12 protein-coding genes and 1 pseudogene are annotated in these 12,802 nt (G+C 64.1%); 11 read left to right on the top strand and 2 right to left on the bottom strand.

The features are described 5' to 3' along the window. Nucleotides 1-6 precede the first annotated feature (6 nt). Nucleotides 7-768 carry an SDR family oxidoreductase gene (locus tag JQ580_RS01665; protein ID WP_212278015.1) on the bottom strand — a complete coding sequence of 254 codons (762 nt, stop codon included), beginning with the start codon at nucleotides 766-768 and terminating at the stop codon, nucleotides 7-9. 119 nt (nucleotides 769-887) lie between these two features. Here JQ580_RS01665 and JQ580_RS01660 point away from each other — a divergent pair, with 119 nt between their 5' ends. Together JQ580_RS01660 and JQ580_RS01655 are read left to right on the top strand one after the other, a co-directional pair. Beyond that, complete coding sequence (locus JQ580_RS01660) at nucleotides 888-1,400, top strand: CvpA family protein (RefSeq protein WP_212278014.1); 513 nt, start codon at nucleotides 888-890, stop codon at nucleotides 1,398-1,400. Nucleotides 1,401-1,525: 125 nt separating this feature from the next. Further along, a complete protein-coding gene (locus JQ580_RS01655; protein ID WP_212278013.1) occupies nucleotides 1,526-2,308 on the top strand; it encodes an SDR family oxidoreductase in 783 nt (260 codons plus the stop codon). 136 nt (nucleotides 2,309-2,444) lie between these two features. On the opposite strand, the gene JQ580_RS01650 is transcribed toward JQ580_RS01655, so the two are convergent. Next, nucleotides 2,445-2,921 carry a DUF3775 domain-containing protein gene (locus JQ580_RS01650; RefSeq protein ID WP_212278012.1) on the bottom strand — a complete coding sequence of 159 codons (477 nt, stop codon included), beginning with the start codon at nucleotides 2,919-2,921 and terminating at the stop codon, nucleotides 2,445-2,447. Between the two features lie 113 nt (nucleotides 2,922-3,034). Here JQ580_RS01650 and JQ580_RS01645 point away from each other — a divergent pair, with 113 nt between their 5' ends. The 9 genes and pseudogenes from JQ580_RS01645 to JQ580_RS01605 all read left to right on the top strand — a co-directional run bounded on the left by JQ580_RS01645 (nucleotide 3,035) and on the right by JQ580_RS01605 (nucleotide 12,770). Continuing rightward, the gene (locus tag JQ580_RS01645; protein ID WP_212278011.1) at nucleotides 3,035-3,883 is read left to right on the top strand and encodes an MBL fold metallo-hydrolase; all 849 of its coding nucleotides are present in this window, start codon (nucleotides 3,035-3,037) and stop codon (nucleotides 3,881-3,883) included. Between the two features lie 144 nt (nucleotides 3,884-4,027). Further along, the gene (locus tag JQ580_RS01640) at nucleotides 4,028-4,870 is read left to right on the top strand and encodes a fumarylacetoacetate hydrolase family protein (protein ID WP_212278010.1); all 843 of its coding nucleotides are present in this window, start codon (nucleotides 4,028-4,030) and stop codon (nucleotides 4,868-4,870) included. A gap of 157 nt (nucleotides 4,871-5,027) precedes the next feature. Continuing rightward, complete coding sequence (locus JQ580_RS01635; RefSeq protein WP_212278009.1) at nucleotides 5,028-5,639, top strand: glutathione S-transferase family protein; 612 nt, start codon at nucleotides 5,028-5,030, stop codon at nucleotides 5,637-5,639. 15 nt (nucleotides 5,640-5,654) lie between these two features. After that, nucleotides 5,655-6,524 (top strand): MBL fold metallo-hydrolase, encoded by an 870-nt coding sequence (locus tag JQ580_RS01630; protein WP_212278008.1) that lies wholly within the window; start codon nucleotides 5,655-5,657, stop codon nucleotides 6,522-6,524. Between the two features lie 123 nt (nucleotides 6,525-6,647). Next, the gene (locus tag JQ580_RS01625) at nucleotides 6,648-7,796 is read left to right on the top strand and encodes an alpha/beta hydrolase (protein ID WP_212278007.1); all 1,149 of its coding nucleotides are present in this window, start codon (nucleotides 6,648-6,650) and stop codon (nucleotides 7,794-7,796) included. Between the two features lie 67 nt (nucleotides 7,797-7,863). Then, the gene (mbfA, locus tag JQ580_RS01620; protein ID WP_212278006.1) at nucleotides 7,864-8,835 is read left to right on the top strand and encodes an iron exporter MbfA; all 972 of its coding nucleotides are present in this window, start codon (nucleotides 7,864-7,866) and stop codon (nucleotides 8,833-8,835) included. A gap of 178 nt (nucleotides 8,836-9,013) precedes the next feature. After that, nucleotides 9,014-9,544 (top strand): annotated as a pseudogene (locus JQ580_RS01615) (cytochrome b). A 90-nt stretch (nucleotides 9,545-9,634) separates the two neighbouring features. Further along, complete coding sequence (locus JQ580_RS01610) at nucleotides 9,635-11,107, top strand: amidase (RefSeq protein WP_212278005.1); 1,473 nt, start codon at nucleotides 9,635-9,637, stop codon at nucleotides 11,105-11,107. A 292-nt stretch (nucleotides 11,108-11,399) separates the two neighbouring features. Beyond that, nucleotides 11,400-12,770, top strand: coding sequence for a hypothetical protein (locus JQ580_RS01605; RefSeq protein WP_212278004.1), 1,371 nt, complete (start codon nucleotides 11,400-11,402; stop codon nucleotides 12,768-12,770). Nucleotides 12,771-12,802: the final 32 nt, after the last annotated feature.

Here is a 12,802-nt window from a genome sequence, read left to right as displayed (position 1 = left end):
GTCGGCTCAATTCAGCAGGAACCCGCCATCGACCGTCACCACGCTTCCCGTCATGTACCGCGACGCGTTCGAGGCCAGCAGCAGGATCGCGCCGTCGAGATCGGACTCGGCGCCGACGCGGCGCTGCGGGATGCGTTTGGCGAGACGTTCGCCTGCGGGCGCCGACCAGAAGGCGTGGTTCATCTCGGTGTCGATATAGCCGGGCGCGAGCGCGTTGATGCGGATGTTCTGGCCGGCGAGTTCCAGCGCCATCGCCTTCGTCGCCTGGATGATGCCGGCCTTGGAGATCGCGTAAGGCGACACCGCTTTCAACACACCGGTGCCGAGCACGGAGGCGATGTTGACGATGTTGCCTGGCTGCTTGCGCGCGATCATGCGCCGCGCGACCTCGGTTGCCAGGAAATAGGCGCCCTTCAGATTGGCACCGATCACCGCGTCCCAATCCGCTTCGGTCTGCTCGGTCGCAAGCTTCTCGATGGCGATGCCGGCATTGTTGATCAGCACGGTGACGGGACCGAGCGCGGCCTCAGCCGCGTCGACGGCCCGCGCGATCGAGGCGATGTCGGTGACGTCGAGCGCGATCGCGGCGGCGCGGCCGCCCTTGCCGCGGATCTCTTCCTCCAGGCTCTTCAGCTTGTCGGCCTGACGCGCCGCGAGGGCGACCGCCGCCCCATGGGCCGCCAGCACCCGGGCAAATTGCCGCCCCAGGCCCTGGCTCGCGCCCGTGACGAGGATGGTTTCTTTACTGACATCGAATAGGTCTGACATGACGATTTCCCCGGCGTAACCCTCGAGCTTTTGGAGCATCAATACAGACGATTTTATCGATCTGAAACCGGAATGATCGGTCCGGCGTTCATTCGTTTCACCGAGGCAAGTTTCTTCTGATGAACAGTTTCGATCTTGCCGTCTATGCCGCGCTCGCCATCGCAGTCGGCTTCGGTTTCAGGACCGGCCTGCTCCGCGGCGCCATGACCATCCTCGCCTATCTCCTCGCCGCGCCGATCGCGGTGGCGCTGATGCCGTTGATCGTGCCGCAGATCGCCGGCAATCCGAACGCGCCATGGCTGCAGAACTGGATCTGGTTGTTCGGCATCTTCGTCGTGGTCGGCATGCTGTTCGGTTATATCGGCGGCCTGGCGCTGAACGACACGATCCGCGACGCCGGCATCGGCGACCGGCTCGGCGGCGCCGCGCTCGGCGCCGTGAGGGTCGGCCTCGTCGCCACCACCCTGGTGCTGGTGTTCGACCAAATCGTGCCGGCCAACAGGCAGCCGCCCTTTCTCGCCGGCTCGCATCTGCGGCCGCTGTTCTCGACGGCGGGTCAGATGGGCTTCAAGTCGCTGCCACCGGAGGCGGCCTCCGCGATCGACCGCCTCAAGCAGGAACGGCGGATCTAGAGCGGATTTGCATCGCCGCGCCGAGCGCCATGCATTTTGACGCGGGCCCATGCCTTATCAGTGGCGCCGATGTTGGCTAGAGTGCCGCCATCCAAAACCTGCCTGCAATTTACGGGAGTGAAACTGTGGATCTTGGGATCAAAGGTCGCCGCGCCATCGTCTGCGCATCCAGCAAGGGCCTCGGGCGTGCCTGCGCCATTTCGCTGGCGGAGGCCGGCGTCGACGTCACGCTCACCGCACGCGGTGCCGAAGCCTTGAAGAAGACGGCGGACGAGATTCGTAAAGCCTATCCCGACGTGAAGGTCACCGAGATCGTCGGCGACATCACGACCCCGGCCGGCCGCGAGGCCGTGCTGAAGGCGTGCCCCGAGCCCGACATCCTGATCAACAATGCCGGCGGCCCGCCCCCCGGCGATTTCCGCAACTGGACCCGCGACGACTGGATCAAGGCGATCGACGCCAACATGCTGACCCCGATCGAACTGATCAAGGCGACCGTGGACGGCATGATGGCGCGCAAGTTCGGCCGCATCGTCAACATCACCTCGGCGGCGGTGAAGGCGCCGATCGACATCCTCGGCCTCTCCAACGGCGCGCGCGCCGGCCTCACCGGCTTTATCGCCGGCCTGTCGCGCAAGACCGTGATCAACAACGTCACCATCAACGGCCTGCTGCCCGGCCCGTTCGAGACGGATCGCCTGACCAGCACCGCGAAGGGTGAAGCCGACAAGCGCGGCACGACGCCCGAGCAGATCCTGGCCGAGCGCGCCAAGCTCAACCCCGCCGGCCGCTTCGGCCAGCCGGACGAGTTCGGTTACGCCTGCGCCTTCCTGTGCGGCGCCAAGGCCGGCTTCATCACCGGCCAGAACATCCTGCTGGACGGCGGCGCTTTCCCGGGGACGCTGTAAGCGCGATTGCGGGCCCGAAGCTTCCGCATCGTCATGGCCGGGCTTGTCCCGGCCATCCACGATTTGCCGCAGAGCACGAAGAACGAATGCCCGGGACAAGCCCGGGCATGACGACCCTTTAGCAGACAGCTGAATATCACCGCTGCTTTGTCGGCTCGTCTTCGTCCTGCTGACTGGGAGCGGAGGAATCGGCCGTCGTACGCTCGTCGGTCCAGTCGATGCCGAATTCGTCGAGCCCGTTGGCGAGCAGATCGCCCAGCATGGGATCACCGAGCAGGTAGCGCACGGTTTCGCGGCGCGGGCTGCCGTATTCACTTCGCGCCTCCACCGCGCGGGCGCGCAAATCGTCCCAATCGTCAATGGTGCCGTCGCCGCGGCCGAGCCAGGTCAGCGCGACGAGATCAAGCTGCTCGTCCTCGTTCAAGGCGATGATGAAGCCGCCAAGCTCCTGGACGACCGGATCGGAGCCGTCGTCCTCCAGGACATCGAGCGCATCGTCATCGCCGGGGTTGGAGCCGGAATCCGGATCGGAATTCCCTTCCTTGACGTCGAATTCACGTGCCTTCTCGATGATGAACGCGAGCTTTTCAGTCGAAATTGCAAGCTCTGGCATGGCTCCTCCTCCGGTTCCCGCGATAACGCCGCATCGCGTCAGATGATCCATTGCGCGTCATGGCGGAAAACCGCATGTTTCGGCGCCAAAGCACTAACATGGGAACGCAGCGGATGCAGTGGAAGGTCGGCCAGGTCAAAATCACCAAGGTCGTGGAGCTGGAGACGGTGGGCTCGACCCGCTTCATCCTGCCGCTCGCGAGCAATGCGGAGATCCAGAAGCTGCCCTGGCTGATCCCGCATTTCGCCACCGACGAGGGCCGGCTGAAAATGTCGATCCATTCGCTGGTGGTGGAGACGCCGTCGCGCCGCATCGTGGTCGACACCGGCCTCGGCAACGACAAGCAGGGCCGCAACGTGCCGACCTGGAACAACCGTACCACGCCGTTCATGGAGACCATGGCCGCGGCGGGCTTTGCCCCCGACAGCATCGACACGGTGCTCTGCACACATCTTCATGTCGATCATGTCGGCTGGAATACGAAGCTGGTCGACGGCCGATGGGAGCCCACCTTTGCAAACGCGCGCTACGTTTTCGGCAGGACCGAATACGAACACTGGCTGGATCATTCGACCGAGCCGGACAAGCGCGCCGTGTTCGAGGATTCCGTGAAGCCGATCGTCGAGGCCGGCAAGGCCGATCTGGTCCCGAGCGATCATCGGCTGTGCGAAGAGATCAGCATGATCCCGACCCCCGGCCACAGTCCCGGCCATATGAGCGTTCTCATCCGCTCGGACGACGAGCAGGCCCTGCTGACCGGCGACGTCGCCCATCACCCCTGCCAGATGGCGCATCTCGACTGGTCATCGACCGCGGATTCCGACCAGACGCAGTCGGCTGCGACGCGGGCAACGCTGTTCGGCCGCTTTGCCGACACGCCGACGCTGGTGATCGGCGGGCACTTTTCAGCCGGCCACATCAAGCGGGAGGGGGATGCGTTCAGATTCGACGCGCTGGCATAGGTCGGTTGCCCCGAACGCGAATGTCACGTCCCTACCGCCGAATGGAAGGGCTGCAATGCACCGCTTTTCGGCGGTTGAATTTCCCGCCGCCCTGTTCCATGAAGCTATTAACCGATCGGTCCAAATCTCCAGGGAGAAACGAGAATGAAGCTTGTTCGTTACGGCGAAAAAGGTGCTGAAAAGCCCGGCCTGATCGACAAATCCGGCCAGTTGCGCGACCTGTCGGCGCATCTGAAGGACCTCACCGGTGAGGCCTATTCGCCCGAGAGCCTCAAGAAGCTGGCAGGCCTCGATCCGGCCTCGCTGCCCGCGGTCTCCGGCAAGCCCCGTTTCGGTGCCCCCGTGACCGGCATCTCGAAATTCGTCGCGATCGGCCTCAACTATTCCGACCACGCCAAGGAGACCGGCGCCGACATCCCGAGCGAGCCGATCATCTTCATGAAGGCCAACACCTCGCTGTCCGGCCCGAACGATGCGGTCGAAAAGCCCCGCGGCTCGACCAAGCTCGACTGGGAAGTCGAGATCGCCTGCATCATCGGCACTCGTGCGAAATACGTCTCGGAAGCGGACGCGCTGAACTACGTCGCCGGCTATTGCGTCTGCAACGACGTCTCCGAGCGCGCCTTCCAGATCGAGCGCCTGGGACAGTGGACCAAGGGCAAGTCGCACGACACGTTCGGCCCGCTCGGCCCCTGGCTCGCCACCAAGGACGAGATCAACGACGTGCAGAACCTGTCGATGTGGCTGGACGTCAACGGTCAGCGCCGCCAGACGGGTTCGACCAAGACCATGATCTTCTCCATGGCCAAGTGCATCTCCTACGTCTCGCAGTTCATGACCCTGCTGCCCGGCGACATCATCACGACAGGCACCCCGCCCGGCGTCGGCCTCGGCATGAAGCCGCCGACCTTCCTCAATGTCGGCGACGTCGTGACCCTCGGCATCGAGGGCCTCGGCGAGCAGCGGCAGGAGATCATCGCGGCGTAAGCCGCACGCGTGTCACGCTCCATCGTCATGCCCGGGCTTGACCCGGGCATCCACGTCTCACAGTCTTGCCGCGCAGCGACGCGTGGATTGCCGGGTCAGGACCGGCCATGACGGAGGAGACACCGTTCGCACAAGATCGATTGCAGGGATGGCCCCCATGAAACTCTCTTTCTCTCCCGCCTCGCCCTTTGCCCGCAAGGTGCGCATCGCCGCGATCGAGCTCGGTCTGATCGACAAGATCGAATTCACGCCCGCAAGCGTCGCGCCTGGCACGGCCAATGAAGACTATTCGAAGATCACGCCGCTGAAGAAATTGCCGGTGCTGACCACCAATGACGGCGACGTCATTTTGGACTCCTACGTCATCGTCGAATATCTCAACGAGATCGCCGGCGGCGCCCTGATCCCCGATTACGGTCCTGCCCGCTGGAAGGCCAAGACCAATCATTCCCTGCTCAACGGCATGCTCGATTCCATGCTGCTGTGCCGTTACGAGAAGATGGTGCGGCCGCAGGGCCTGCAATGGCAGGCATGGTCCGACGACCATTGGAACAGGGCGTGGACCGGCATGGCGCGGTTCGAGAGCATGCCTGAGGTTTTGAACGGCCCGTTCGACATCTCGCAGATCGGACTCGTCTGCGTGCTCGGCTATGCCGACTTCCGCTTCGCCGATTGCGGCTGGCGCAAGGCCTATCCGAAGCTCGACGCCTTCCACCAGAAAATGCTGGAGCGACCGTCGGTCAAGATCTCGGTGCCCCCGGCAGCGTAAACAACTGGAGTCCTCATGAGCCTGAAGTTCTCGGTCGGCGACCTCACCATCCATCGCATCATCGAGCAGGAGACCACGTTCCTGCCGGCGCTGGAGATGTTACCGGGGTTGACGCCGGAGGTACTGGCCGAGAACCGCGCATGGATGCAGCAGGCAAAGGCCTTGGACGAGCAGGACACTCTAATCCTGTGTTTCCAGTCCTATGTGATCAAGACGCCGCATCATACCATTCTGGTCGACAGTTGCATCGGCAACGACAAGCCGCGGCCGCAGCGGCCGAAATGGAACATGAAGACGGACGACACTTATTTGCGCGGACTCGCCAGCGCCGGGTTTGCGCCTGACGACATCGACTTCGTGATGTGCACGCATCTCCATGTCGACCACGTCGGCTGGAACACGCGGCTGGAGAACGGCCGCTGGGTGCCGACCTTCCCCAAGGCGCGCTACGTGTTCGGCAAGCAGGAGTTCGACTACTGGACCGAGCAGAATGCGAAGGCGGAGGTCGCCCCCTTCGTCGACAGTGTGCTGCCGGTGGTCGAGGCCAGGCGCCACGAGGTGGTTGGCAACGAGCATGAGATCGGTGATCACGTCCGCATCCTGCCGACGCCGGGCCACACGCCAGGCCATGTCGCGTTCACGTTTGGTCGCGGCAGGGACGATGCCGTGTTCTCCGGCGATCTCATGCACTCGCCGATCCAGGCACTTTATCCGGAGATGTCGGTGAAGTTCGACGTCGACCCGGCCGCGGCGGCAACCACCCGCCGCAGCTTCCTGGAGCGCTATTGCGACACCGACACGCTGTGCTGCACCGCGCATTTCCCCTCGCCATCGGTGGGGCAGATCAAGCGCAAGGGCAGCGGGTTCGTCTGCGCGGCGGTCTAGCGCGCGGCGATCGCCCTGCTTCCGTCATCCCCGGGCTTGTCCCGGGCATCAACGTTCTTAAGATCGACCGCAACGACGAACGTGGATGGCGGGGACAAGCCCGGCCCTGACGAGGAAACACCGATGGCCAATCTCCCCGACATCCCTCTGCCCGCCGGAATCCGCTCGCGCACGATCGACGGCATCAATGGCTTGCGCATGCATGTACTGGAGGCGGGCTTCGAGACCAAGGGCCGTCCCTGCATCCTGCTGTTGCACGGTTTTCCGGAGCTCGCCTTCTCTTGGCGCAAGGTGATGCCGACGCTGGCTACGGCCGGCTATCACGTGATCGCGCCGGACCAGCGCGGCTATGGCCGCACCACGGGCTGGACAGCGGACTATGACGGCGACCTCACGCCATTCTCGCTGCTCAACCTCGTACGCGATGCGCTCGCCCTGGTGTCGGCGTTCGGCTACACGCAGGTCGATCTGGCCGGGCATGATTTCGGCAGCCCGGTCGCGGCCTGGTGCGCACTGATCCGGCCCGACGTGTTTCGCTCGGTGACGCTAATGAGCGCGCCGTTCGGCGGAGCGCCATCGCTGCCGTTCAATACGGTCGACGCGCCGGCGACGCCGCCCACCGAAGACCCCGTGCACCATGAGCTCGCCGCGTTGCCGCGTCCGCGCAAGCACTATCAATGGTACTATTCGACGCGCGCGGCGAACGGGGACATGCAGCACGCGCCGCAGGGCCTGCACGATTTCCTGCGCTCTTATTATCATCACAAGAGCGCCGACTGGACCGACAACAAGCCGTATCCGCTGAAATCGTGGTCAGCGGGCGAGCTGGCAAAGCTGCCGACCTACTATGTGATGGATGCCGGCGAGACCATGGCCGAAACGGTCGCAAAGGAGATGCCCTCGGCCGCGGCGATCGCCGCCAATCGATGGCTGCCGGACAGCGACCTTGCGTACTACGCCGCCGAATATGGCCGCACGGGATTCCAGGGCGGGCTGCAATGGTACCGCTACGGCACCACGGGCATGCTCAACAGCGAGATGCTATTGTTCGCGGGCCGGAGCATCGACGTGCCCTCATGCTTCATCTCGGGCAAGCAGGATTGGGGCACTTATCAGCGCCCCGGCACCTTCGAGGCGATGCAGGGGCGCGGCTGCACGAAGATGCTCGGCTGCCATCTCGTCGACGGCGCCGGCCATTGGGTCCAGCAGGAACAGCCCGCGGAGGTGAGCCGGCTGCTGCTCGATTTCCTCGCCCAGGCCGACACGGCCTGATTTGACCCGGCTACGGAGGCGCCCTATATAGTTTAGAATGGTTCTAAACTTCTAAAACAGGCCCGCCGTGAAGAATTTTGCCGACTTGACCGAGCGCGAGGTGCTCGCGGTCGCGATCTCCTCCGAGGAGGAGGACAGCCGCATTTACATGACCTTCGCGGAGGACCTGAAGGAGCGCTATCCGGACTCTGCCAAGCTGTTCGAGCAGATGGCCGAAGAGGAGCGTGGCCATCGCCACATGCTGCTGGAACTCTATGAGCAGCGCTTCGGCCCGCATCTGCCGCCGATCCGGCGCGAGGACGTCAAGGGATTCCTGCGCCGCCGCCCGGTCTGGCTGACCAAGAACCTGTCGCTCGACGCCATCCGCAGGGAAGTCGAGACCATGGAGATGCAGGCGGAGCGCTTCTATGTGAAGGCCGCCGAGCAGGCCCAGGACGTCGGCGTGCGTCGGCTGCTCGGCGATCTCGCCGAGGCCGAGAAAGGTCACGAGGAGACTGCCGCAAAGCTGACCGGCGAGATCCTGAACTCCGACGTCCGCGCCGAGGAGGACCGCACCAACCGCCGCATGTTCGTGCTGCAGTATGTGCAGCCGGGCCTCGCCGGCCTGATGGACGGCTCGGTGTCGACGCTGGCGCCGCTGTTTGCGGCGGCCTTCGCCACGCACCAGAACTGGCAAACCTTCCTCGTCGGTCTTGCCGCCTCGATCGGCGCCGGCATCAGCATGGGGTTTGCGGAAGCGCTCTCGGATGACGGCTCGCTGACAGGCCGCGGCTCGCCCTGGCTGCGCGGTCTCACCTGCGGGGCGATGACGACGCTCGGCGGGCTCGGCCACACCTTGCCTTATCTCGTGCCGGACCATTGGGCCAACGCGTTCTGGATCGCGACCGCGATCGCCGGCGTCGTCGTGTTCTTCGAATTGTGGGCAATCGCCTTCATCCGCGCGCGCTACATGGACACGCCGTTCCTCCAGGCCGTGTTCCAGATCGTGCTCGGCGGCGCCATCGTGCTGGCGGTGGGGATATTGATCGGGGCGGCGTAGCCGGCGGCGATGAGCGACATCGTTCACACACCGTCGGCCGGATCGCGAACTGGCCGATCGCGGCGATGGCGGCATTTCCAATGCGCGCATCAACAGCGGCCCCGTCAATCCTTTCGCACGCGCCTTGCGCGCAGCTTCCAACCCTACAGCTAAGCGATCGCCAGAGATCGGACACCTCATGACGGTCCAACTCCATTACGGGACACCGGCCAGAATCTTCCATTGGCTCATCGTGGCGCTGCTCGCCGTGCAGTATCCGATCGGCTGGTTTATGCCTGACCTGCATCGCGGCATGACGCCCGGTGCCGCGATGACGTTTCACCTCTCGATCGGGCTCACTATTCTGGGGCTGACAGCGCTGCGACTGATCTGGCGACTGACCCATCCTGTCGCGCCTGAAACTTCGCTGCCGGCCTGACAGCGCGTGAGCTCAGAAGCGGTGCACTGGCTGCTCTATGCACTGGTGCTCGCGACGACGATTTCAGGCTGGCTGTTTGCGTCCTTTCGCGGATGGTCCGTGTCGTTCTTTTACCTCATGCCACTGCCGATGCTGGCGTCCGACAACGCCGCCGCGGGACGCACGATCGACGGCTTGCATCAGGCCTCGGAATGGGCGCTTCTCGTCATGGTCGGGATTCATGTTGCAGCAGCGCTCGCGCACATGTTCATTTATCGCGATGGCGTCATGCAGCGGATGCTTCCCAGGTAGTTTTTGTAACAGGATAAATGCAGTCGTACGACGGTTGCGACATCAGGAAAAACTGCGCATCATCTCATCAATGTAACGCAGGAGCATGCCGTGGCCAGATCGGAATGGAGTTTCAAGAGCGCGGTCAAACTGTCGGCCGCGTTGGCCGCAAAGAAGGTCTCCGCGGTCGAGCTTACCCAGGATGCCATCGACCGCATTGAGCGTCACGACGGCAAGGTCAACGCGATCTGTGTGCGCGATTTCGACCGCGCGCTGAATGCCGCGCGCGATGCGGACGCCGCCCTGGCGCGCGGCGATCGCAAGCCCCTGCTGGGCCTGCCCGTCACGGTGAAAGAATCCTTCAACATTGCAGGCCTGCCCACCACTTGGGGCTGGACGCCGCAAAAGGATTTCAAGCCGATGGAGGACGCGCTGTCGATCTCCCGGGTGAAGAACGCAGGCGGCGTCATTCTCGGCAAGACCAACGTTCCCGTGGGCCTGGGGGACTGGCAGAGCTACAACGACATCTACGGCACGACCAACAATCCGTACGATCTCGGCCGCACGCCCGGCGGCTCATCGGGCGGCTCGTCGGCAGCGCTGGCGGCCGGCTACGGACCGCTCTCGCTCGGATCCGACATCGGCGGCTCGCTGCGCGTGCCCGCATTCCATTGCGGGGTCTATGCGCACAAGCCGACCTACAATCTCTGCCCGACGCGCGGTCATACGCCGCCGCCATTTCCGGCGATCCCGATGGAACGCGATATGGCGGTGATCGGTCCGATGGCCCGGAGTGCGGCCGATCTGACGCTGCTGCTGGACGTGATGGCCGGTCCCGATCCAACCGACCTGGGCGTCGGCTACAAGCTCGCGCTGCCGGAGGCACGCCACGACAAGCTGAAGGATTTCCGCCTGCTCGTGATCGACAGCCATCCGTTGCTGCCCGCGAATGCCGAAATTCGCGGCGCGATCGAGACGCTGGCCGGGCGATTGACGGGCGCCGGCGCGAGCATCGCGCGCGAAAGCCCGCTATTTCCCGACTTCCGCGAGGCCACGCGCCTCTACATGCGCATGCTGATGAGCTTCCTAGGCGCCTTCTTTCCGCCCGACATCCTCGCCGGCGCGCGGGCCGGCGCGGCGCAGTTCTCACCAGACGACAAGAGCCTTGCCGCCGAGCGACTGCGCGGCATGACCAGCACCCATCAGGCCTGGGTGTTCGACGAGGGCGCGCGCGCCGGACTGCGCGCGCAGTGGCGGCAATTGTTCAGGACATTCGATGCGGTGATCTGTCCGATCATGCCGACCCCCGCCTATCCGCATGACCATTCGCCGGAGCAGGAGAAGCGCCGGATCAATATCGACGGCAAGGACCATGTCTATCCGGACCAGCTTGCCTGGCCCGGCATCGCCACGCTGACGGGCTTGCCGGCCACGGCTGTTCCGCTGGGTTTGTCCAAGGACGGCCTGCCGGTCGGCGTGCAGATCATCGGCCCCTTCCTCGAAGACCGCACGCCGCTCAGGCTCGCTGAGTTGATCGAGCGTGAATTCGGCGGGTTCACGCCGCCGAAAATGTTCGACGATTAGGGCTCCCATCGGAGCGAGGGGACCTTGCCACCAAGCAATCCAGACTGCATCGGCGGAGGCGTTGCTGGGTTGCTTGCCACCCATAAATCAATCGCTAACCAAACAATCTTTTCCCGCGCGATGTGCCAGCCGCACATCTGACGTTTATCCGGCTGGCAATTGTTCGCCCCTAGACATTGCAAGGTCACGGCGGCCCCTTCCTCGGAGAGGGCGTCGCAGGGGCGCGTTGCGAAATCCGGGGTGCTGCCGAGCCTGGTGAAGGCGACCGCTCAAATCCAGCAAGAGTGATTGCGTGATAAAGGACACAATCGAAATAGGCGCGCTGCGCGATCCCTATCATCGCGCCAATCCGGACGAAACGCTGCCCGAGAGATGGCGCACTCCGATGGCCATCGCGATCGGATGCGGGCTTTTAGGCATCGTGCTCCGCTACCTGGCGCGGGAACACGCGACCGCCGACGCCGCCGAATACATCACCTGGTATAGCTTTGCGCGAGATCAAGGCATTGGCGGGCTGGCCGAGGCTTTCACCAACTACACGCCGTTTTACAGCTACCTCCTGCTGATCGCCGCCCGGTTTGACTGGTTGGGCCAGCCGCTGTCCCTCGTGAAGATGATCTCGGTCGTCTTCGAGTTCGGCTGCGCCATCGTTGTGGCCCGGATGGTCTGGCGCGTTACAAGCGTGCCGCTGCGCGCATCGCTCGCCTTCTGCGCGGTGTGGCTTGCGCCGACGGTGCTCTTCAACGGCTCCATGTGGGGACAGGCCGATTCGATCTGGACCTTCTTCGCGCTGATTTCCGTGGCGATGTTCATGCGGGACCGAAACGGCGTTGTGCCGTTCGCGGTCGCCTGTTCGGTGAAGGCCCAAGCCGTCTTCCTGGGGCCGTTCGTGTTGGGCATGATCCTGCGTCGCAGGATCCATTTGGCATGGCTTGCCGCACTTCCGGCGGCCTATGCGCTCCTCGCCATTCCAGTCCTCGTCGCCGGCAGATCCCTGCTCTCCGTGCTCGGGGTCTATCTCGACCAGGCTCACACCTTTCACCGCCTCACGATGAACGCGGCGAATATCTGGGTGTTCGCCGGCGGAACGCCGTACGCGGTCGGAGTTGCCGCCGGCCTCGTGCTCGCGGCGGCGAGCGGACTTGCCCTGTCGATCTTCATCGCACAGTCCAAGCGGACGGGCCCGGAGTTCATTCTGCTCGTCGCGTGTGTCTCCCTCGTCCTCATGCCCTACCTGCTTCCGAAGATGCACGAGCGCTATTTTTATGCGTTCGAGCTCGCATCCATCGCGCTGGCCTGCCTCAATCTGCGCTATCTGCCTTTCGCGGTGATTGCCCAGGTCGATGGCGTGCTATCCTATCTCGCATTCGACAGCGGGATCGTCATGGGCCTGTTGCCGGCGGCGCTCTGCAACACCGTGCTCGTGTTCTACCTCGTGCTCGATCTCCGCCACGGCAAGATCGGATTTCGCTTTGCGAGGTTTGCCTGGCTCGGCTTCGCTGCATCGACTGCGGGATTGTTCTCCTATCTGCTGTTCGCGGGTCCCGGCCTGAACGTATCCCTCGCTTATATGCTCGTCGCGGGACTCGCCACGGCCATGACGCTGCTGCTCGTGAAGGAGACACGCTGCGCTTCGGCCGAGGCGCTCGCCGCGTCGCATTGACCCGCGGTGCGGGCGACGACGGCGTCCGTCGC

The sequence above is a fragment of the Bradyrhizobium sp. SZCCT0148 genome, assembly GCF_018129985.1.
Classification (GTDB): domain Bacteria; phylum Pseudomonadota; class Alphaproteobacteria; order Rhizobiales; family Xanthobacteraceae; genus Bradyrhizobium; species Bradyrhizobium japonicum_H.
This window is presented reverse-complemented; position numbering and strand designations above follow the sequence as displayed.

Bases quoted from the DNA above. Each gene is read 5' to 3' on its own strand.
- JQ580_RS01665 (WP_212278015.1), bottom strand. From the start codon at position 768: ATGTCAGACCTATTCGATGTCAGTAAAGAAACCATCCTCGTCACGGGC.
- JQ580_RS01660 (WP_212278014.1), top strand. From the start codon at position 888: ATGAACAGTTTCGATCTTGCCGTCTATGCCGCGCTCGCCATCGCAGTC.
- JQ580_RS01650 (WP_212278012.1), bottom strand. From the start codon at position 2,921: ATGCCAGAGCTTGCAATTTCGACTGAAAAGCTCGCGTTCATCATCGAG.
- JQ580_RS01645 (WP_212278011.1), top strand. From the start codon at position 3,035: ATGCAGTGGAAGGTCGGCCAGGTCAAAATCACCAAGGTCGTGGAGCTG.
- JQ580_RS01640 (WP_212278010.1), top strand. From the start codon at position 4,028: ATGAAGCTTGTTCGTTACGGCGAAAAAGGTGCTGAAAAGCCCGGCCTG.
- JQ580_RS01635 (WP_212278009.1), top strand. From the start codon at position 5,028: ATGAAACTCTCTTTCTCTCCCGCCTCGCCCTTTGCCCGCAAGGTGCGC.
- JQ580_RS01630 (WP_212278008.1), top strand. From the start codon at position 5,655: ATGAGCCTGAAGTTCTCGGTCGGCGACCTCACCATCCATCGCATCATC.
- JQ580_RS01625 (WP_212278007.1), top strand. From the start codon at position 6,648: ATGGCCAATCTCCCCGACATCCCTCTGCCCGCCGGAATCCGCTCGCGC.